This window comes from Methylorubrum suomiense (assembly GCF_022179765.1).
Classification (GTDB): Bacteria; Pseudomonadota; Alphaproteobacteria; order Rhizobiales; family Beijerinckiaceae; genus Methylobacterium; species Methylobacterium suomiense.
The window spans coordinates 59,849-80,627 of the sequence record NZ_BPRE01000016.1; the positions used below are offsets into that span (position 1 = coordinate 59,849).

19 protein-coding genes are annotated in these 20,779 nt (G+C 69.4%); 10 read left to right on the forward strand and 9 right to left on the reverse strand.

What is annotated here, in order from left to right:
• Positions 1-14 precede the first annotated feature (14 nt).
• Positions 15-875, forward strand: a complete 861-nt coding sequence (gene galU / locus MFF26_RS21370; protein ID WP_137830630.1) for a UTP--glucose-1-phosphate uridylyltransferase GalU — start codon at positions 15-17, stop codon at positions 873-875.
• A gap of 399 nt (positions 876-1,274) precedes the next feature.
• Here galU and MFF26_RS21375 read toward each other — a convergent pair whose 3' ends face one another.
• Entirely contained in the window at positions 1,275-2,171 is an 897-nt protein-coding gene (locus tag MFF26_RS21375; protein ID WP_137830631.1) for an N-formylglutamate amidohydrolase, read from the reverse strand.
• Between the two features lie 192 nt (positions 2,172-2,363).
• Here MFF26_RS21375 and cpdR point away from each other — a divergent pair, with 192 nt between their 5' ends.
• The 4 genes from cpdR (at position 2,364) to MFF26_RS21395 (ending at position 4,603) form a co-directional block, all read left to right on the forward strand.
• Entirely contained in the window at positions 2,364-2,723 is a 360-nt protein-coding gene (gene cpdR, locus MFF26_RS21380; protein WP_056242220.1) for a cell cycle two-component system response regulator CpdR, read from the forward strand.
• 240 nt (positions 2,724-2,963) lie between these two features.
• Complete coding sequence (grxC, locus tag MFF26_RS21385; RefSeq protein WP_091946073.1) at positions 2,964-3,221, forward strand: glutaredoxin 3; 258 nt, start codon at positions 2,964-2,966, stop codon at positions 3,219-3,221.
• The gene (locus MFF26_RS21390; RefSeq protein WP_137830632.1) at positions 3,218-4,054 is read left to right on the forward strand and encodes a carbon-nitrogen hydrolase family protein; all 837 of its coding nucleotides are present in this window, start codon (positions 3,218-3,220) and stop codon (positions 4,052-4,054) included. Before grxC ends, MFF26_RS21390 begins: the two co-directional genes overlap by 4 nt.
• A 60-nt stretch (positions 4,055-4,114) precedes the next feature.
• Positions 4,115-4,603, forward strand: a complete 489-nt coding sequence (locus MFF26_RS21395; protein WP_137830633.1) for a DUF1178 family protein — start codon at positions 4,115-4,117, stop codon at positions 4,601-4,603.
• 25 nt (positions 4,604-4,628) lie between these two features.
• Here MFF26_RS21395 and MFF26_RS21400 read toward each other — a convergent pair whose 3' ends face one another.
• The 5 genes from MFF26_RS21400 to fabZ form a co-directional block, all read right to left on the reverse strand.
• Positions 4,629-5,102, reverse strand: a complete 474-nt coding sequence (locus MFF26_RS21400; RefSeq protein ID WP_137830634.1) for a YaiI/YqxD family protein — start codon at positions 5,100-5,102, stop codon at positions 4,629-4,631.
• Positions 5,099-6,262 (reverse strand): lipid-A-disaccharide synthase, encoded by a 1,164-nt coding sequence (lpxB, locus tag MFF26_RS21405; RefSeq protein ID WP_137830635.1) that lies wholly within the window; start codon positions 6,260-6,262, stop codon positions 5,099-5,101. Before lpxB ends, MFF26_RS21400 begins: the two co-directional genes overlap by 4 nt.
• The gene (locus MFF26_RS21410; RefSeq protein ID WP_137830654.1) at positions 6,259-7,107 is read right to left on the reverse strand and encodes an LpxI family protein; all 849 of its coding nucleotides are present in this window, start codon (positions 7,105-7,107) and stop codon (positions 6,259-6,261) included. The genes lpxB and MFF26_RS21410 overlap by 4 nt, the downstream gene beginning before the upstream one ends.
• 64 nt (positions 7,108-7,171) lie before the next feature.
• Positions 7,172-7,987: an acyl-ACP--UDP-N-acetylglucosamine O-acyltransferase gene (gene lpxA, locus MFF26_RS21415; protein WP_373324513.1), complete on the reverse strand. Its 816-nt coding sequence runs from the start codon at positions 7,985-7,987 to the stop codon at positions 7,172-7,174.
• An 8-nt stretch (positions 7,988-7,995) separates the two neighbouring features.
• The gene (fabZ, locus tag MFF26_RS21420) at positions 7,996-8,469 is read right to left on the reverse strand and encodes a 3-hydroxyacyl-ACP dehydratase FabZ (protein ID WP_137830637.1); all 474 of its coding nucleotides are present in this window, start codon (positions 8,467-8,469) and stop codon (positions 7,996-7,998) included.
• Positions 8,470-8,875: 406 nt separating this feature from the next.
• On the opposite strand from fabZ, the gene MFF26_RS21425 reads away from it, so the two are divergent.
• Positions 8,876-10,027: a hypothetical protein gene (locus MFF26_RS21425; protein ID WP_137830638.1), complete on the forward strand. Its 1,152-nt coding sequence runs from the start codon at positions 8,876-8,878 to the stop codon at positions 10,025-10,027.
• A gap of 104 nt (positions 10,028-10,131) precedes the next feature.
• On the opposite strand, the gene speG is transcribed toward MFF26_RS21425, so the two are convergent.
• The 3 genes from speG to zigA form a co-directional block, all read right to left on the reverse strand.
• A complete protein-coding gene (speG, locus tag MFF26_RS21430; protein WP_137830639.1) occupies positions 10,132-10,680 on the reverse strand; it encodes a spermidine N1-acetyltransferase in 549 nt (182 codons plus the stop codon).
• Between the two features lie 147 nt (positions 10,681-10,827).
• Positions 10,828-11,121: a hypothetical protein gene (locus MFF26_RS21435; RefSeq protein ID WP_137830640.1), complete on the reverse strand. Its 294-nt coding sequence runs from the start codon at positions 11,119-11,121 to the stop codon at positions 10,828-10,830.
• Positions 11,122-11,127: 6 nt separating this feature from the next.
• Positions 11,128-12,345 carry a zinc metallochaperone GTPase ZigA gene (gene zigA / locus MFF26_RS21440; protein ID WP_137830641.1) on the reverse strand — a complete coding sequence of 406 codons (1,218 nt, stop codon included), beginning with the start codon at positions 12,343-12,345 and terminating at the stop codon, positions 11,128-11,130.
• Between the two features lie 246 nt (positions 12,346-12,591).
• Here zigA and MFF26_RS21445 point away from each other — a divergent pair, with 246 nt between their 5' ends.
• The 4 genes from MFF26_RS21445 (at position 12,592) to MFF26_RS21460 (ending at position 20,758) form a co-directional block, all read left to right on the forward strand.
• The gene (locus MFF26_RS21445; protein ID WP_137830642.1) at positions 12,592-13,218 is read left to right on the forward strand and encodes a TetR/AcrR family transcriptional regulator; all 627 of its coding nucleotides are present in this window, start codon (positions 12,592-12,594) and stop codon (positions 13,216-13,218) included.
• A gap of 61 nt (positions 13,219-13,279) precedes the next feature.
• The gene (locus MFF26_RS21450; protein ID WP_137830643.1) at positions 13,280-13,759 is read left to right on the forward strand and encodes a DUF2852 domain-containing protein; all 480 of its coding nucleotides are present in this window, start codon (positions 13,280-13,282) and stop codon (positions 13,757-13,759) included.
• Between the two features lie 245 nt (positions 13,760-14,004).
• On the forward strand, positions 14,005-15,816 hold the full coding sequence (treZ, locus tag MFF26_RS21455) for a malto-oligosyltrehalose trehalohydrolase (RefSeq protein WP_137830644.1): 1,812 nt from the start codon (positions 14,005-14,007) through the stop codon (positions 15,814-15,816).
• A 16-nt stretch (positions 15,817-15,832) separates the two neighbouring features.
• Positions 15,833-20,758: a malto-oligosyltrehalose synthase gene (locus MFF26_RS21460; protein WP_373324515.1), complete on the forward strand. Its 4,926-nt coding sequence runs from the start codon at positions 15,833-15,835 to the stop codon at positions 20,756-20,758.
• The last annotated feature ends 21 nt before the right edge of the window (positions 20,759-20,779 follow it).

The window sequence follows — 20,779 nt, forward strand, 5'->3', positions numbered from 1 at the left end:
ACGGGTTCCGTCAGATGAAACCGATTCGCAAGGCCGTCCTCCCCGTCGCCGGCCTCGGCACGCGCTTCCTGCCGGCCACCAAGGCGGTACCTAAGGAGATGCTCACCGTCGTCGACCGCCCGGTCGTTCAGCACGTGGTGGACGAGGCCCGCGAGGCCGGCATCGAGCATTTCATCTTCGTCACCGGCCGCGGCAAGGCGGTGATCGAGGACCATTTCGACATCGCCTTCGAACTCGATCACACCCTGCAGGAGCGCGGCAAGACCGCGGCTTACGAAGAGCTGAAGCGGGACCTCCCCAAGGCCGGACAGACCAGCTTCACCCGTCAGCAGGCCCCCCTCGGCCTCGGCCACGCCGTATGGTGCGCCCGCGAGATCGTCGGCGACGAGCCGTTCGCGGTGCTGCTTCCGGACATGCTGAGCCGCGGCTGCATGGGCCAGATGCTCAAGGCCTACGAGCAGCATGGCGGCAACGTCATCGCTGTCGAGGAGGTCAAGCCCGAAGAGACCCACCAATACGGCATCGTCGCCGTGGGCGAGACCTTCGGTCAGACCTTCGAGATCACCGGCATGGTCGAGAAGCCCAAGCAGGGCACCGCGCCGTCGAACTACATCATTTCCGGCCGCTACATCCTCCAGCCCGAAATCTTCTCGATCCTGGAGCGGGGCGAGAAGGGGGCCGGCGGCGAGATCCAGCTCACCGACGCCATGATCCGGCTGGCCGAGCAGCAGAAGTTCTTCGGCATGCGCTTCGACGGGCGTACCTACGACACCGGCTCGAAGATCGGCTTCCTCACCGCCAATCTCGCCTATGGCCTGGAACGTCCGGAACTGTCCGAGGCGCTGAAGGCTGAAATCCGCGCGCTTCTCGGGTAAGCGCTCGAAACCGGCGAATTTTCTCTGAATCTCGAAAATCGAGTGAGATCAGGACGTTAAGACAAGAATCTGGGATTCCACATTCCAGATTCCACCAATTTTAAGCGGTTCCATGCGCAAGAGCGTGCGAGCTATGCACACAGCGCAGGTGAAAACGATCTCACAGCTCTTGCGTTTTGTGCGTCGCGATGCGAATTGTGCATTGCGAGATCGCGATGGCGTCGCGGTCCCGCAGCCCTTCTTGGGCGTTTCCTCCCTAGACTTCGGGCCGCCCTCCATCGGGGCGGCCTTTTTTCTTGGTGATGCCCGCGGTTGGACGCCGCGTCTCGCGCCACCTGTGGCCTGAACCTCGACTCTGTTCTCGATCCTTCCGCCCGACCCCGTCGGGCCGTAGTCCGTCTACTCGGCGGCGATGCGGAGGGGCGATGTGTCGATGGTCTCGGCGGCGACTTCGGCGATCACCTGGGAGAGGTGACGGCTGAGGGGCGCGAACCCCGCGGTCAGCGCCAAGGACTGCTCGTTCATGTAGAGCGCCCGATTGATCTCGATCTGAAGCGCGTGCCGTCCGAGACCGGGCTCGCCGTAATGCTCGGTGATGAAGCCGCCGGCATAGGGCTTGTTGCGCACCACCCGGTACCCCAGGGCCCGCAGACGATCCTCCACGCTCTCGGTGAGACCGGGACTGCAGCTCGTTCCGAAGCGATCGCCGAGCACGAAATCCGCCTGAGCGCTCTCGTCGCGTCCGAGGCTCGACGAGGGCATCGAGTGGCAATCGATCAGGATCGCCTTGCCGAAGGTCCGCGCCGTGCGCTGGATCAGGCCGCGCAGGGTCCGATGATAGGGCTTGTAGAGGGTCTCGATCCGCGTCACCGCCTCCTCGACCGGTAGACGCTCCCGGTAGATCTCCTGCCCGTCCGCGACGATGCGCGGCACGGTGCCCAAGCCCCCCGCGACCCGCATCGACCGGGTGTTGGCGTAGGACGGCAACCGCCCGGTGAACATGCGGGGGTCGAGCTCGTAAGGCTCGCGGTTCAGGTCGAGATAGGCGCGGGGAAAGCACGCTCGCATGAGCGGCGCGCCGAGCCCGACCACGGAGGCGAACAATCGGTCGACATGGGCGTCTTCCGAGCGGCGCAGCGTCAGCGCGTCGAGGCGGGAGGCGGCGAGGAAGGCCGGCGGATAATGCGCCCCGGAATGGGGCGCGTTGAACACGAAGGGAAAGACGTGCTCGGCGGGCTCGTCCACGAGGAAAGGCGGATCGAACGTCTCGCAGCCGTCGGCGGGGAGGGGGCTCATCGCGTCGCGGACGCCGATCTGTGGCGGATGGAGGACATCGGACCACTTTGGGGCGGCGGAGCCGACCTGTCTACTGCGTCCCGCGCCATCGATGGGGGTCCGGCCGTGGCCGCGACCTTAACCCCGTGTTTACCATGCGGCGGCTTTATGGAATGAACACCACAGGGCGCATAGGCACCGGGACGCCGTTCGATGAAGATCCTGCTCGCGGAAGACGATAACGACATGCGCCGGTTCCTGGCCAAGGCGTTGCAGAACGCCGGCTACGACGTGCTGTCGTTCGACAACGGGCTCTCTGCCTATAACCGTTTGCGCGAGGAGCCGTTCGAGCTTCTCCTGACAGATATCGTGATGCCGGAGATGGACGGGATCGAGTTGGCGCGCCGCGCCACCGAACTCGATCCGGACATCAAGGTGATGTTCATCACGGGCTTCGCCGCCGTGGCGCTGAATCCCGACTCCAAGGCTCCCAAGGACGCGAAAGTCCTTTCCAAGCCGTTCCACCTGCGCGAGCTCGTGAACGAGGTCGAGAAGCTGCTCGCCGCGGCCTGAGACGCGGCCGGATCGGGCTCTTCCCACCAGCGCCTCATCCTGAGGTGCCCGCGCCAGCAGGCCTCGAAGGGGGCTCCAGGGATCGCGCGATACGCCGGAGCCTCCTTTGAGGCTTCGCCACGCTCCGCACCTCAGGATGAGGGCGGAGGGTCGAATGAGCGCTGTGTCTTCCCCGCAGTAGGAAGATCGGCGCCGCTCACCTATATCGGCTGCTTCTTCTCCTCGGGCGCGCGAGCGACCATGCAGCCGGTCACCCTCTACACAACGGCCTGGTGCCCCTATTGCTCGGCGGCCAAGAGCCTGCTGCGCGACAAGGGCGTGGCCTTCACCGAGATCGACGTCGAGAAGACGGCGGGCGCCCGGGCCGCGATGGTCCAGCGGGCCGGCGGGCGCACGAGCGTGCCGCAGATCTTCGTCGGCGACCGCCATGTCGGCGGCTGCGACGACCTCTACGCCCTGGACCGGGCGGGCGGACTCGATCCGCTGCTCGCCGCATGAGCGACGGCACCCGCTTCATCGCCGCCTGCGTCCAGATGCGGGGTGGGCGCGATCCTGCCGCCAACCGCGCGGCGGCCGTGATGGCCGTGCGCGAGGCCGCGCGGGCGGGCGCGGCCTATGTCCAGACACCCGAGACCACCTCGCTGATCGAGCGCGACCGGACCGCCCTGTTCGCCCATGTCGGGCCGCAGGATCAGGACGCGACGCTCGCCGCGCTGCGCGAGGTCGCGCGGACGGAGAAGATCGTCCTCCAGATCGGGTCGCTGGCGATCCGCGAAGGGGACAAAATCGCCAACCGCGCCTTCCTGATCGATGCCGAGGGCGAGATCCGGGCGGCCTACGACAAGCTGCATCTCTACGACGTCGATCTGCCGAACGGCGAGAGCTGGCGCGAATCGGCAACCTATTCGGGCGGTGCCTGCGCCGTCGTGGCGGAGACGCCGCTCGCCGCCTTCGGCATCACCATCTGCTACGATCTGCGCTTCCCCGCGCTCTACCGGGCCCTGGCCGAGGCGGGCGCCACGGTCCTGACGGCCCCGGCCTGCTTCACGCGGCAGACGGGCGAGGCGCATTGGCACGTGCTCCAGAGGGCCCGCGCCATAGAGACCGGGTCGTTCATGATCTCGGCGGCGCAGGGCGGGCGACACGAGGACGGGCGCGAGACCTTCGGCCATTCTCTCATCATCGATCCCTGGGGCGTGATCCTGGCCGAGGCCGAGGGCGACGCGCCGGGTGTGATCCTCGCCGAGATCGATCTTGCCCGCGTCGCCGAGGCGCGCGCGCGCATCCCCACCCTGTCGCACGCACGCCCCTTCAACGTGCGCCGCGTCTGATCTCCCGTCACCTCTCGCCTGCGGACGCGGCCCCGAGCCGGGACCCGAGGCCCATGCCCCATGATCCGCTTCACCCTTGTCTGCGATTCCGGTCACGACTTCGAGAGCTGGTTCCCCTCAGGCTCGGCCTATGACGAGCAGGCCGCCCGCGGGCTCGTGACCTGCCCGTTCTGCAACTCGGCGAAGGTGACCAAGGCGCCGATGGCCCCGGCGGTGGCGCGCACCGACCGCGAGCGCCGGCCCGCCGCCGAGCCCCCCGGCGCGGCCGGCCTCCCGGCGGTCCCGAGCCCGCCGCCCGCCGCGCCCGTGCCGATGATTGCCGAGCCGGAGCGACGTCTGCGCGCCCTGCTCAACGCGATGCGCGAGCAGGTGGTCGCGAGCGCCGAGCATGTCGGCGACCGCTTCGCCGAGGAGGCGCGGGCGATCCATTACGGCGATGCCGAAGGGCGGCCGATCTACGGCGAGGCGACCCTGAACGAGGCGCAGGAACTTGCCGAGGAGGGCATCCCGGTCATGCCGCTGCCGTCCGCGCCGGACGACCGGCATTGAATCCTGCCCGGCCCGCCGGGCCGGGCTACAAACCCCGCTCGCGCCGCAACCGCACGATCGCGCGGTCGAGGGCGCCGAGGAAGGCCGAGCGATCGCTCTTCGAGAACGGCTTCGGGCCACCGGTGATGGCGCCGGCCTCGCGCAACTCCTGCATCAAGTTGCGGGTGGCGAGGGCCATGCCGACGGAGGCATCGGTGAAGGCCTTGCCCGTGGGACTCAGGGCCACCGCACCGGCCTTCACGCAGCGGCTCGCCAGCGGCACGTCGGCGGTGATGACGACGGCGCCGGGGCTCGCCCGCTCGGCGATCCAGTCATCGGCGGCATCGAATTTGTCCCCGACCACGACACGCTCGATCCAGGGCTCGCGCGGCAGGTTCAGGAAGGCGTTCGCAACGACGAAGACGTGAAGCCCGTAGCGCGCCGCCACGCGAAAAACCTCGTCCTTCACCGGGCAGGCATCGGCATCGACGTAGATGCGGATCGGGTCGGGCGTCGTCATGCCGCTCGCCTCGCGGACAGGACGATGCGGGCCGCCGCCCGGCTAGGCTCCTCGTCGCCGGGCAGACGCATCCTGTCGTCGATGCGGCCGAGGGCGTCGAGCTGGGTCCGGCGGGCCGGGCCACCGGCCATGAGCGGCGCCAAGGTATCGGCCAGACGCTCGGGGGTGCAGTCGGCCTGCACGTATTCCGGCATGGCATTTTCCGAGAGGATCAGGTTCGGCAGGACGATGGTCGGCACCTGGATCAGGCGGCGCGCGATCACCTCCTCGACCCGCGAGACCTTGTAGGCCACCACCATCGGCACGCCGGAGAGGGCGAGTTCGAGGGTCACCGTGCCCGAGGCCGCCAGCGCCGCCCGCGCCCGGCGGAAGGTCGCGTGCTTGGCGGGCTCGCCGTGGACGATGCGGGGCTGGCGCTCCCAGGCGACCGCGAGCCGCTCGATCAGCGCCCGGTGGCGGCTCACCGCCGGCAGCTCGATCTCGAACGGGCCGACCCGCCGGACCAGCTCGGCGGTCGCACGGCCGAAGACCGGCATCAGCCGCTCGATCTCGGAGCGGCGCGAGCCCGGCAGCACGGCCAGCACCGGCGGGCGCCCGTCGCGGATCGCCTGCTCCTCGGGGGAGGGGCGCAGGTCCGAAAGGCGCTCGATCAACGGATGGCCGACATAGGTGCAGGGCGGGCCGCCGAGGCGGCGATGCGCCTCCGGCTCGAACGGCAGCAGGGCGAGCACGTGATCGATGAAGGGCACCATGCCCTTGGCCCGCCACGGCCGCCATGCCCAGACGCTCGGCGAGACGTAATCCACGATCGGCAGGCCGGGCAGCCGCTTGCGCACGCGGGTCGCGACCGCGTGGGTGAAGCCGGGGCTGTCGATGATGACGAGAACGTCGGGCCGGGCCGCCACGATGTCCTCGACCGTCTCGCGGATGCGCCGCAGCAGGGTGCGGGCGCGGGCCAGCACCGGCAGGTAGCCCATCACCGCCACGTCGTCGATCGGGAAGAGCGACCCGAATCCTTCCGCCGCCATGGCCTCGCCGCCGACGCCGCCCAGCGTCAGGGGCGCGGGCGAGAGGCCGCGCAGGGCCCGGATCAGCTTGGCGCCGAGCTGGTCGCCGGAATCCTCGCCCGCCACCAGCCAGATTTTTTGGTGGGGGTTCACGGCGTCACCTCCAGGCCGATCAGGAAGAGACCGGCCGCATCCGCGGCCGCCACCGTCTCCTCCGAGTCGATCACCAAGGTGTAGCCGGCGCCGATGGCGATGCCGACGCAGCCCGCCGCGGCCGCCCGATGCACCGTGCGCGGGCCGATCGCCGGCAGGTCGATGCGCAGGTCCTGGCCGAGCTTGGGCAGCTTGACCAGGACCGCGCCCTTGGGCGCCCTGCCGTAGCCGAGCGGCCTGCGGTTGAGCGCGCGGGCGCGGATCAGCATCCGGTCGGTGCCCTCCGGGCCCTCGACGGCGACGACCCGCTCGGCGGCGACCACCGCCGCCTGCCCGACATCGAACGGGCTCAGCGCGCCGAGCATGGCCCGGCCGGTGGCGATCGATAGCGATGCATCCGGGTCGGGAGCGTGCCGGCCGAGGCGACCGGGCCGGCCGAGCAGATCGGGGGCGACCTCGTGGACGCCGAGCACCCGGTGGCCGTTCTCTTCGAGGAGCGACAGCACGGCGCGCAGCAGCCGGTCGTCACCGCCCGCGAGCCCCCGCAGGATGTCCCGGTTCTTCACGGCATGGGCGGCGTTCAGCAAGGCCGCCGGACTCGGGCGGGCCACGCCGCCCGCCGGCACCACGGCCTCCGGGGCCCAGTCCTTCAGGATGCGCAGGGTGCCCGGAATGTCGAGGAGATCGACCACCGCGTCGGCCCGACGCCGCATCGACCGCTCGGTGAAGCCGCGCACGGCGAGCACCCGGAATGGTCGCCCCGCGCGCTCCAGGGACGCGGCGACGAGTTCCGGCAGGCGACCGGCCCCGGCCACCAGCGCGAGCGGTCGGGCCGTCCCCTGCATGGCGGAGTCAGCGTGCCGCATCGGCATTGCCCGAAAGCCGGTGCCCACGGTTCGGGCCGATGCCCTAGACCGCCGCAGCGACGGCGCGGGGCGTGCAGATCGAGCGCTTGCCGCCCTCGCGGATGAAGGACAGGATCTCGTGGATCGCCGGATGGGTGTCGAATTCGGCGGCCACGTCCTCCACGCGCTCCATCAGCGTGCCCTCCTGGGCGAAGAGCAGCCGGTAGGCGCGGCGCAGGGCATGGATGTCCTCGCGGGAGAAGCCGCGCCTTTGCAGACCGATGATGTTGAGACCCGAGAGATAGGCACGGTTGCCCAGCACCATCCCGTAGGGGATGCAGTCGTTCTCCAGGCCCGACAGCCCGCCGACGAAGGCGTGGTCGCCGACGCGGGCGAACTGGATCACCGCCGCGCCCCCACCCAGGATCGCGTAGTTGCCGACCGTGCAATGGCCGGCCAGCATCACGTTGTTGGAGAAGATGACGTGGTCGCCGACGCGGCAATCATGGCCAACATGGCTGTTGGCCAGGAAGGCGCAGTGATTACCGACCGTGGTCTCCAGCCCGCCCCCCGCGGTGCCGGGGTTCATGGTGACGCCCTCGCGGATCAGGCAATCGGAGCCGACGGCGAGCGTCGAGGGTTCGCCGCGATATTTCAGGTCCTGCGGCGGGTGACCGATCGAGGCGAACGGGTAGATCTTCGTCCGCGCGCCAATCGTCGTGCGCCCGGCGACCACCACGTGGCTGATCAGTTCGCAGCCATCGTCGAGCGTCACCTCGGGGCCGACATGGCAGAACGGGCCGATCCGCACGCCCTCGCCGAGGCGGGCGCCGTCCTCGATCACGCTGCTCGGGTGGATGCCGTCTCGCGAAGGGCTCACCAAGGCGCTCACTCCGTCACCAGCATGGCGCCGATCTCGGCCTCGGCGACGAGGACACCGTCGACGCGGGCCTCGCCCCGGAACCACCACATCGTCTTGCGCTGCTTCATCTTGGTCATGTGCAGCCGCACCTGGTCGCCGGGGACGACGGGCTTGCGGAACTTGCACTTGTCGATGGTCATGAAGAAGACCTGTTTGGTCTTCAGCTCCGCCGCGCGGTCGCCGATGATGTGGCGGCAGCAGATCGCGCCCGCGGTCTGGGCCATGGCCTCGATCAGCAGGACGCCGGGGAAGACCGGCATGCCCGGAAAGTGTCCGGTGAATTGCGGCTCGTTGGCGGTGACGTTCTTGATGCCGATGCAGCTCTCGTCGCGATCGATCTCGATGATCTTGTCGATCATCAGGAACGGGTAGCGGTGGGGCAGCAGCTCCAGAACCTTCTGGATATCGGCCGATCCCAACTCCCGCGGCGCTTCGCTCATCGGTCTCAACGCTCCCCGCTCAACGATACTGTGCGCGGCCGTTGCCGCTCGATCCGGCGACCCTGCCCGGTGAGGGCGCCTCATCGGCAGAAAATCGGGCGGATGCAAGACTTTTGGACCGATTCGACCTTTCGCGCCCCGGTGGACGCGCGGCGGACCCCGCAAACGATGCCGTTCGCGAACGCATCGGGGCGGCCACGCCCGCCCGCCGTCACCCTCGAAGACGCTGCCCGGACAGTATGCAACCCACCTGTACTCGACATCGCATCCTTACGGCCAAGCTTTCAGCTACGTACATTGCCGCGAGTGCTGGCGAAGATCATTCCATGGCTACTGAGTTTTTTCGGAGAACCGTTTCGACACTTGCCGCGTTTGATGGCGTCTTTCGAATTCGGAGGTTACGCCAATGAGAACGGTTGCACTTGGTCTTGCTGCGTTGCTGATGAGCACTTCGGTCTACGCGCAGGGCGCGGCCGGTGCGGGCGAGCGCGGCGGCATGCAGGCGGGCAGCGAGCGGGGCGCGTCCTCAGGCGGCATGCAGAACCGCGGCGGCGACACCCAAACCCGTGGCGGCGACACACAAGCCCGCGGCAGCGATGCCATGTCCGGCAAGGAGATGGGCAAAGGCGCCGACAGGGCCGGACGGGGCGAGACGGCCGGCCGTGAGTCGGGCAAGGATGACAGCAAGGGCGCGATGGCCCGCGACGGTCGCGGCGAGCGCGGCATGGACGGGCGCGCCGGACGCGACACGGCCGAGCGGGGGGATCGCGGCGAGCGGATGCGGGGCGAGTCCCGCAGCGAGCGCACCAGCCTGCGCGACAGCGACCGCAGCCGGGTCAGCAGCCGCACCGACGTGCGCTCGACCTCGACCACGGTCGATGGCGGCTACCGCCGCGAGGGCCGCTACGTGTTCATCGGCGGCCAGCGCGTCGTCTACGGCTCGCCCGAGTATCGTCGCCTGATCGTCACCGAGCGCCGGTCGAGCGGTCCGCGCCGCTACGTCACCATCCGCGGCCAGCGGGTGATCTACGGCTCGCCGGAATACCGCCGTCTCGTCAGCGTCAGCGAAGAGCGCCGTTACGTGACGATCCGCGGCCAGCGCGTCCTCTACGGTTCGCCGGAATACCGCCGTCTCTCCACCACCGTCTCGACCACCGAGCGGAGCGGCGGGGCGATCAATGCCGGCTACAGCGAGAGCCGTTCGAGCCGCACGGACGTGCGCAGCTCCAGCCGTTCCGAGACCCGCGGGGCGGAGCGCAACGAGCGCAACGAGATGCGCGGCAACGAGCAGGCGCGCAACAAGGCGACGGGCGAGGCCCGGGGCGAGAACAAGGGCATGGAGCGCGACGGCATGCGCAATGCCGGCATGCGCGGTGGCGAGTCGGGCGATCGCGGCGGCAACAACATCCGCAACGCCTCGGACAAGGGCGGAGCCGACCGGGGTGCCGACCGCGGTTCGATGGGCGGCAACATGCGCGGCGGTGAGGCCGGCGGCATGAAGAGCGGCGGCTCGACGGGTGGCTCGGAAGCCGGCCGCGGCGGCGGCGGCGGCCGGTAACACGGGCCCTCACGGTCGCGCCCCTCCGAAAGGTTGGGGCGCGGCGTCCACCACTCTTCGTGATGTCGGCCCTCATCCGTTCCGGGTGGGGGCCGATCTTGTTTTCAGGTCTTGAGCACGGGTTCGGTCACCGCGCCGGCGCCGCGCTCGGCGAGATAGTGCGGTTGGAACAGGCACATGCGCACCGCGTCGCGGTAGCGGCCGTTCACGAAGAACTCGTCCCTGAGGATGCCCTCCGGGCGGAAGCCGCAGCTCTCGTAGATGCCGGCGGCGCGCTTGTTGTCCTTGTCTACGTGCAGGTACAGCTTGTGGATGTTGAGCACCTTGAACGCGTAGTCGATGGCGATGCGGGTCGCGCGCTTGGCGTAGCCCTTTCCTTGATGATCGGGGTGGATCGCGATCTGGAATTCGCAGCGCCGGTGCAGGTGGTTGATCTCGACGAGCTCGACCATCCCGGCGGGCTCGCCGCGCTCGGTGGCGATGATGAAGCGCCGTTCGGTCTGGTTGTGGATGTTGCGCTCGTAGAGCTGCGCCAATTCGGCGAAGGACTCGTAGGCCTCCTCGAACCAGTAGCGCATGATGCTGTCGTTGTTGTTGAGCTGATGCACGAAGAGGAGATCCTCGCGCTCCAGCGGTCTCAGCTTGATGGTCATGTCCGTGCTCGGCCGGGGCTGCTGCGGGAGCGTTCGCCCAGGCCTACTCCCACGGCGCCCACGACGGAATGATGAAAGCCGGCTTTGCTCCCGGAACCGGACGATGCCGGACATCGTGCCGGCAGCGGGCGCTGAGGCATTCCGCCTTCACGCACCGCGCAGCGCCGCCTCCTCCGCCACGAGTGCCGCGACGTCGGCCTCGGTGATCGCGGCGAGACCGCAGGGCCGGCGCAGGGCACGGGTCGGCTCGCCCCAGCGCATGATCAGCACCACCGTCTCGACGCCGGGGCAGGTGGAATGGTTACAGGCGATCTCGTTGACCGAGAGCGCATCCTCCTCGGTCAGCCCGAGCGCCGGGGCGAGCAGCGCCTTGGCCCGCCGCGCCGCTTCGGCAAGCGCGGCGGAGCGGGCACGCCAATCCTTGAGGCTGACGAAGCCCATCGAGCGTCAGGCGGCCTCCCGGCGCCAGGCCGGGAACGGGTCGGACAGGGTGCGGTAGGCCTCTGCGTCGAACCGGGCCTCTTCCGTCCCCACGAGGCAGGCATCCAGCGCCGATCGAATGGCCGCCTGATCCATCTCGCGGCCGATGAAGACGAGTTCCTGACGACGGTCGCCCCAATTGTCGGTCCACACCGAATGCAGCCGCTCGCGGAACACCTCCTCCTCGGGCCAGCGGCGGCGCGGCACCGCCGCCCACCAGAAGCCCATGGCGCCGACATGCGCCACCGCGCCGGCGAGGGAGAACTCGCCGACCCAGTCGGGCCGGGTGGCGAGCCAGAAATGACCCTTCGCCCGGATCAGCCCCGGCCAGGTCGTGTCGACGAAGGCCTGGAACTTCGCGGGGTCGAAGGGCCGACGCGCCCGGTAGACGAAGGAGGTGATGCCGTATTCCTCGGTTTCCGGGACGTGCTCGTGCGCGCCGTAGAGTTCCTTGAACCAGAGCGGGTGCTCCTGGGCCTTCTCCTCGTCGAACAGGCCGGTATCGAGGATCGCCTCCGGCGGCACCCGGCCCTGCGTGGCCTCGACGATGCGGGCATCGGCGTTCAACGAGCGCACCACCGAGCGAACGAGGTCGCGCTGCGCGGGGCTCACATCCCCGGCCTTGTTGATCACGACGACATCGGCGAACTCGATCTGCTCGACGAGGAGATCCACCAGGGTCCGCGCATCGTCCTCGCCCGCGATCTCGCCGCGATCGCGCAGGAACGCGTTCGAGCCGTAATCCTTCAGGAGATTCATCGCGTCGACCACGGTGACCATCGTGTCGAGCCGGGCGACGTCGCTCAGTGCGCGGCCCGTCTCGTCGCGGAACGAGAAGGTCGAGGCCACGGGCAGCGGCTCGGCGATGCCGGTCCCCTCGATCAGGAGGTAATCGAAGCGGCCCTCACCGGCGAGGCGGCGCACCTCGGCCAAGAGATCGTCGCGCAGGGTGCAGCAGATGCAGCCGTTGGTCATCTCCACCAGCCGCTCGTCGGTGCGCGACAGGTTCGCGCCGCCGTCGCGGACGAGGTCGGCGTCGATATTCACCTCGCTCATGTCGTTGACGATCACCGCGACGCGGCGGCCCTCGCGGTTGTTGAGAACGTGGTTGAGCAGGGTCGTCTTTCCCGCGCCGAGGAAGCCGGACAGCACCGTGACGGGGAGGCGGGTGTCGGTCGAGGACATTGGAACTCCTGTGATATGTAACTTTATAACGTTTCATATCCTAGCCACGTCAAGCCTCAAACGCGCCCATGGGCCGGGCAATCGGTCATCCGGAGCGGTCAGTGGCTGGTACGGACCCGGAAAGCGGTCGACTCACCGGCCGAGTCGCGAGAAAAGGCGCTTTCGCGCGGCCCTGCCGAAACCGAGAACGGGTGACGCGCGTACCCGTGAGCGGCCCCGGTGGCCGGCGGAGCGAGGAGGAACGGGGTGCGACCCTGGCGCGAGGGACCGGGCGACCGGCGCAGCTACCACCACGGCAACCTCAAGGAGGCGCTGATCGAGGCCGCGCGCCGCTTCATCGCCGAGCGCGGCATCGGCGGATTCACCCTGGTCGACGCCGCCCGTCTCGTCGGGGTGACGCCCGCTGCCCTGTACCGCCATTTCCGCGGGCGCGAGGCTCTGCTCGAAGAGGTCGCCGGCCGCGGCTTCTCCGACCTCGCCGAGCGTCTGGCGCGGGCGCTGGCCGGCCGGGGCACGCCGCTGGAGCGCTTCACCCGGATGGGCGAAGCCTATCTGGCCTTCGCCGAGGAGGAGCCGGGCTACTACGCGGCGATCTTCGAGGTGCGGGGTGCCGCCGCCCCGGCGCACGCGCCCGATCGGCCGAACCCGTTCGACCTCTTGGTCGAGGCCCTGCGGGCGACCTTCCCCGAGGGGTTCAACGGCGTCGATCCGCGCTTCCTCGCGCTCGAGGTCTGGGCGCTCTCCCACGGCATCGCCACCCTCTCGGCCGCCGGCCAATTGCCCAAGAGCGGACCGGACAAGTACGAGTTGCTGCGCGCGGGCGTGCTCGCCCTCGTGCACGGAGCCGGCGAAAGGGTGAAGCCCACCCCTTGAAACCGCCGAGGCGGCCCCGCATGTGAATGTTGTTCACATTCACACCCCGGAGCCTTCAGCCGTGAACACGTCCTCTACGTCTCCCTGGTCCAGCGGCGCATCGCACCGCAACGGCCCGTTTCCGAAGCGCTCGATCGAGATCGGCGCGATCGTGGTGAGTTTCATCTATTTCTGGCCGGTCGCCGTCGCCTACGTGGCCTGGAAGATCGCGGGCTATCCCGCCCTCGATCAGATGCGGGAATTCGCCCGCAGCGGCGCCTGGAGCCTGGGCAGCACCAACGGTCAGTCGCGCTTTGCCCGCGCTTTCGAGGCGGCGAAGGGGGGCACCGGTTACCGTGCCCCCAGCGGCAACTGGGCCTTCGAAGAGTACCGCAAGGCCGAATTGGATCGGCTCGAGGCGCGCCGCCGGGCGCTCCAAGAGGAGAGCCAGGCCTTCGCCGACTTCGTCGAGGAGCTGAAGCGGGCCAAGGACCGCGAGCAGTTCGATGCGTTCATGGCCAAGCGTCGCTCCGAGGGCGGCGGCCCGACGATCGAGGCGTAATCCCCTCCATCGAGAGCGTGGCCTTCGCGAAGGGCGCCCCGCCGGAACCGGCGGGGCGCCCTTCGCATGTCTGAAGCATTTTGCGTGCAGTGCAGCGATTCCCGGGCCATGCCCGGTTGTCGCGGGCCGGGACCGCCATAACTGCCGCTTCTGGGAACAAGCGTTGGCGCGGCGCCTTGTGAGACACGAGGACACGCCCGCCGGGCCGGATGACCTTTGACCTTCCAGCGGAGAGCGGTGGCCTGATGCGGCGCGCCCATGCGATGCGGTTCGGCAGCGAGCTTGCCGAGGACGGAGTGCGGTTCGCCCTCTGGGCCCCCACCGCGGACGACGTGACCCTCGTGGTCGACGGATCGGATCACCCGATTCCGGAGGCCGGCGAGGGCTGGCGTGTGGCGACGTTGCCCGGCGTGAAGCCCGGCGCCCGCTACGGCTTCCGGATCGGCGGCGATCTCGTCGTGCCCGACCCTGCCTCGCGCTTCCAACCGGACGACGTCTCGGGCCTCTCCGAGGTGATCGACCCGAACGCCTTCGACTGGACCGATGCGGCGTGGACCGGGCGCCCCTGGGAGGAGGCCGTCGTCTACGAGGTGCATGTCGGCACCGCGACGCCGGAAGGCACCTATGCCGGACTGGAGAAGTGCCTCGACGACTTGGCCGATCTCGGCATCACCGCCATCGAGTTGCTGCCGCTCGCCGACTTCAAGGGCACCCGCAATTGGGGCTACGATGGCGTGCTGCCCTACGCACCGGATTCCGTCTACGGACGCCCGGAGGATCTGAAGCGCCTGATCGACAGCGCCCACGCCAAGGGGCTGATGGTGCTGATCGATTGCGTCTACAACCATTTCGGTCCGGCCGGGAATTACCTTCATTCCTACGCCAAGACCTTCTTCACCGAGCGGCACCAGACCCCCTGGGGCGCCGGGATCAATTTCGACGGCAAGGAATCGGGCCGGATCGTTCGCGACTACTTCATCGAGAACGCGCTGTACTGGCTGGAGGAGTACCATTTCGACGGCATCCGCTTCGACGCGGTGCACGCCATCCTCGACGATTCCGAGAGGCACTTCTTGGCCGAGCTCGGCGAGACGATCCGGAAGACCTTCCCGGACCGGCATGTCCACCTGATCCTCGAGAACGAGGCGAACCAAGCCTCCTGGCTGGAGCGCGACGCGTCGGCCAAGCCGATCCTGCACAGCGCGCAATGGGCCGACGACCTGCATCACGGCTGGCACGTCCTGCTGACGGGTGAGGATGCGGGCTATTACGCGAGCTTCGCGGACAGGCCGCTGGAACACTTGGCCCGCAGCCTCGCCGAGGGCTTCGCCTATCAGGGCGAACCGTTCCCGACGCTCGACAACCATCCCCGCGGCGAGCCCTCGGCGCATCTGCCGCCCTCGGCCTTCGTCACCTTTCTCCAGAACCACGATCAGGTCGGCAACCGCGCGCTCGGCGAGCGGCTGAACCACCTCGCCGATCCCGCGAGGCTGGCGCTGGCCCGGGCCGGGCTGCTGCTCGCGCCGCAGATCCCGATGCTATGGATGGGCGAGGAATGGTCGGCCTCGGCGCCGTTCCTGTTCTTCGTCGATTTCGCGCCGGACGAGGAGCTGAACAAGGCGGTGCGCGAGGGGCGGCGGCGCGAGTTCAAGAGCTTCGCGGCGTTCGCCGACGACACCTCCGTGATCCCGGATCCCACCGAGGAGAAGACCTTCACGGATTCGAAGATCGACTGGGACGAGGCGGAACGCGAGCCGCATCGCGCGGTCTGGGCCGACACCCGCAATCTGCTCCAGATCCGCCACCAGAACGTCGTGCCGCTGACCAAGACCGCCTATCGCGGCGCGACCGCGACGTTGCCGGCACCGGGGGTGATCGACGTCGCGTGGCGCTACGCGGGCGGCACCCTGCGCTTCATCGCCAATTTCGGCGACGACGACCACGCCGTGACGTTCGCGGGCGAGCAGGTGATCTGGTCGAACGGCCTTTCGCGGCAATCCGGCCAGCTCCCATCCTGGACGGGCGTGTTCCTTCTCGGAGCGGCCCAGCGTGACTGATCAAGCGACAGAGAAGGTGGGCGTGTCCGACGTGAGTCTCCTCGAACAACTCGCCGCCCTCGTCGGCATCGCCGACGGCTTCACCGACGCCTTCGGGCAACGGGTCGACACGCCGCTGGAGGTCCGCCGCGGGATGCTCGAAGCCCTCGGCTTCCCCGCGGGGGATGACGGCGCGATCGCGCGCAGCCTCGAATCGGTGGAGGCGGTGCGCGCCGCCATCGCGCCGCCGCTGCTCGCGGCGGAGGCGCGCCGGACCCTGCGCGTGCCGCTTCGGATCGAGGCCACCGGCGGCACCGTGACGTGGCGCCTCGTGGACGAGCATGACCGTGCCCGCGAGGGCCGCGCGGCGCTGACGCCCGGCGCGGAGGGAATCGGCTTCGATCTCCCGCCGCTGACGCCCGGTTATCATCGTCTCACCGTGTCCTTCGGCGAGCGCAAGGCCAATACCTGGATCGTCTCGGCCCCGCAGCGCTGCTGGCGCCCGCGCGCCTATGCCGAGGACGGGGCCCGCGACTGGGGCCTCGCGACCCAGCTCTACGGCCTTCGCTCGCCCGACAATCTCGGCATCGGCACGTACGCCGATGCCGGGCGCGCCGCCCGGGACGCGGGCCTGCGCGGGGCCTCGTTCCTGGGTCTGAGCCCGGCCCACGCGCTGTTTCCGTCGGATCGCGGCAAGATCTCCCCTTACTCGCCGTCCTCGCGGCTGTTCCTGGAGACGCTCTACATCGAGCCCGGCGTCCTGCCGGGGTTCGCCGGGAGCCGCGCGGCAGAGATTCTGGAGACCCACCGCGCCCGGATCGAGACCCTGCGCGACACTGCCCTCGTCGATCATGCCGGCGTCTGGGAGGTGCTGGCCCCCATCCTCGAGACCTACTGGGAGGATTCGGACGCCCGGCGCGGCGCGGATCCCGACTTCGCCGCCTTCCGCCGCGAGGGCGGCGAGGATCTCGAATCGCACGCGACCTTCGACGCCCTGTCCGAACATTTCCGTCAGAACGGCGCCCACTGGCTCGGCGACTGGCCGGAGCCGTTTCGCCGCGCGGGGACGGAGGCCGTCACGGCCTTCGCCACGGAGAACGCCGACAGGATCGGCTACCATGTCTTCCTGCAATACCTCGCCGACAGCCAGCTGAAGGCGGCCTCCGAACTCGCGCTGGCGACCGGCATGCGGCTCGGCCTCTACCGCGACCTCGCCGTCGGCGCGGATCGCGGCGGCTCCGAGATCTGGTCTCACCCTGAGCGCTTCGCCAACGGCGTGTCGATCGGCGCCCCGCCGGATCTGCTGGCGCCCAAGGGGCAGGATTGGGGCCTGCCCGCCTTCGATCCGCTGGAGATGGAGCGCGACGGCCTCAAGGCGTTCCGTGCGCTGGTGAAGGCCAATATGCGCCATGCCGGCGCCATCCGCATCGACCACGCCTTCCAGCTCGCCCGCCTGTTCCTGATCCCGCTCGGCAAATCGGCCCGTGAAGGCGCCTACGTCCTGATGCCGTTCGAGCCGATGCTCGCCGTCCTGCGGCTGGAGAGCCACCGCGCCAAGTGCCTCGTCATCGCCGAGGATCTCGGCACGGCGCCCGAGGGCTTCTCCGACGCCCTGATGGCGTCCGGCATCCTCAGCTATCGCATCCTCGCCTTCGAGCGCGAGCATGGCGGCGCCTTCAAGAGCCCGGACGCCTACCCGAAGGACGCGCTCACCGCGATCACCACCCACGATCTGCCGACCTTCGTCGGCTGGTGGCGCGGCGTCGACACCGATACGCGCCAGTCGCTCGGCCTCTACGACGCCGAACGGGCTGAGGCCGAGCGCGTCGAGCGCGTCACCGAGCGTTGGCGCCTCGCGGAGGCCCTGGCCTCGCAGCAGCTTCTCCCCAGCGCCGAGCCGCCGGAGCACGCCCCCTTCGAGGCCGCCGCGCGCTACCTTGCCCGCGCGCCCTCGATCCTCACCGCCGTCCAGTACGAGGACGTGGTCGGGGAATTGTCCCAGGCCAACGTGCCGGGCTCGACCGAGGGCTACCCGAACTGGCGGCGCAAGCTCGACCGGAATCTGGAGGCCATCGCCGCGCCGGGCGGGCCGCTCGCCAAGCTGGCCGCCGCCCTCTCCGCCGAGGAACGGGGCCCCCGCTCAGGCGCCGCACGGCTCAGTTCGGCCCCGCCGCGGGCGACCTACCGGCTGCAATTCCACGAGGGCTTCACCTTCGCGGACGCGGAAAAGATCGTCCCCTATCTCGCCAAGCTCGGGGTCAGCCACGTCTACGCCTCGCCGCTCCAGAGGGCGCGGCCCGGCTCGACCCACGGCTACGACATCGTCGACCACTCGCAGATCAACCCGGAGATCGGCGGCGAAGAGGGATTCCGGAGCTTCACCGACGCCCTGCACGCGCACGGCCTGAAGCTCCTGCTCGACATCGTGCCGAACCACATGGGCGTCGGCGGGGCGGACAATCCCTGGTGGCTGTCGGTCCTCGAATGGGGCGGCCTGTCGCCGGAGGCCAACGCCTACGACATCGATTGGGAGCGCCTCGGCGCCAACGGCAAGCTCGTCATTCCCTTCCTCGGCGAACGCTACGGCGAGGCGCTGGAGAAGGGCACGCTGGAACTGAAGTTCGACGAAGCGGCCGGCGCCTTCAGCGTCTGGCACTACGAGCACCAGTTCCCGATCTGCCCGCTCCACTATCCGACGATCCTCAACCGGGCGCTCGCCGCGCTCGGCGAGATCGGCGACGACATGTCGGCGGACGTGCTCAAGATCTCCGAGCAGCTGCGCGCCATGGGGGAGGAGACGCACCCCGAGCGCCGCCGCGCCCTGCCCGAGGCGGCCGAGGCGCTCAAGCGCGACCTCGCCGGGGCCGTGCGCGCCTCGCCGCAGATCGCCGCGGCGATCGACCGGGCGCTGCACCTGCTCAACGGCAACCGCGACTATCCGGATTCCTTCGGGCCGCTGCATCGGCTGCTCGAGCAGCAGAGCTACCGACTGGCCCATTGGCGGATCGCGTCGAGCGACATCAACTACCGCCGCTTCTTCGACGTGAACTCGCTGGCCGGCCTGCGCGTCGAGCTGTCGGACGTCTTCCAGAAGTCGCACGAACTGCTGTTCCGCCTGATCCGCGAGGACCGCATCGACGGCCTGCGCATCGATCACATCGACGGGCTGGCCGATCCGCTCGGCTATGCCCGCGCGCTCCAGGCGGCGGTGGGCCCCGGCTTCTACATCGTGGTCGAGAAGATCTTGGAACCCGGCGAGAAGCTGCGGGACTGGCCGGTCGCCGGAACTACCGGCTACGACGTTCTGAACCAGCTCGACGGCATCCTCGTCGATCAGAAACTGCGATCGCGGATCGAGAAGTTCTACGCCTGGGCGACGGAGGTGGACGAGCCCTACGGCTTCCAGTTCCGCGCCGCCAAGGCCGAGATCCTCGAGATCAGCTTCGCCTCCGAACTGGAGGTGATGACCGGCGACCTCAAGCAGATCGCCGATGCGGACCGGCGCACCCGCGACTTCTCGACCAACGCCATCCGCCGGGCGCTGATCGAGATCGTGGCGCGCTTCCCCGTCTACCGCTCGTATCTGCCGGGGGATCTCGACGAGACCGAAGTCGAGGACGAGGATGTGGCCCTGATCGAGGGCGCCGTGCGCAAGGCCAAGCGCTGGAGCGCCCTGCCGGACCGTTCGGTGCACGACTTCGCCGCGAACGCCCTGCTCGGCCGGATCGATGTCGGCGGCGCCGGCCAGCCGGACCCGGGCGTGGTCCTGCGCTTCCGCCGCCGCTTCCAGCAGCTCACCGGCCCGGTGATGGCCAAGAGCCTCGAAGACACCCTGTTCTACCGCTATGTGCCCTTGCTGGCGCTCAACGAGGTCGGGGGCGATCCCGGCGAGTACGGGATTGATCTGGAGCATTTCCACGCGCTCCAGACGGCGCGGGCGCGCGACTGGCCGAACGCGATGATCACCACGGCCACCCACGACACCAAGCGCGGCGAGGATGCCCGCTCGCGCCAGCTCGCCCTGTCGGAATTGCCGGAGGAGTGGGCCCGCGCCTGGGACACGTGGCGGCGCGCCTCCGCGCCCCACATCCGCCAGGTCGAGGGCGAGGCGGCGCCCGACGCCAACGACCAGTGGATGTTCCTCCAGGCGATCCTCGGCGCATGGCCGCTGGAACTCTTGGAGGGCGACGACGCGGGCGAGATCGAGGATTTCCGGAAGCGCCTCGACGCCTATGCCGAGAAGGCGCTCCGCGAGAGCAAGCGCCGGTCGAGCTGGGTCAACGTGGACGAGGCCTATGAGGGGGCGGTCCACGGGCTGTTCGCCGCGTTGGTGGCCCCGGGCTCGGACTGCCTCGCGCGGTTGCGGCCCTTCGCCCGCCGTCTGGCCTATCTCGGCATGATCGCGGGCCTCGGCCGCACGGTGCTCAAATGCACCCTGCCGGGCATCCCCGACACCTACCAGGGCACGGAGTTCTGGGACTTCTCGTTCGTCGATCCCGACAACCGACGGCCGGTCGATTATCCGGCCCGCGAACGGTCCCTGGAGGCGGGCACCGCGCCCGCCGCGCTGATGGCATCCTGGGCTGACGGCCGGGTCAAGCAGGCGACGCTGGCGCGGCTCCTCATCGACCGCGCCGCGCGGCCCGCCTTCTACGCCGATGCCGATTACCGGCCGCTCGCCGCCGAGGGTGAGCGCGCGGAGCACGTGATCGCCTTCACCCGCTCGGCGGCGACCTCCGGCGAGGACGACCTGATCGTGGCCGTGCCCCGCCTCGTCGCCCGGCTGACGCCGGAGGGCGCGTGGGACGGCAAGGCCTTCGCCGGAACGACGCTGACCGTGCCCGAGGGCAGCCGCTGGACCGACGTGATCGGCGGCGAAACCGTCGAGGCGGCCGACGGCCGGCTCGATCTCGGTCGGCACTTCGGGACGTTGCCCTATCTGGTGCTGCGACGGACCGCCTGACGGCCCGTCTCACGACTGAAC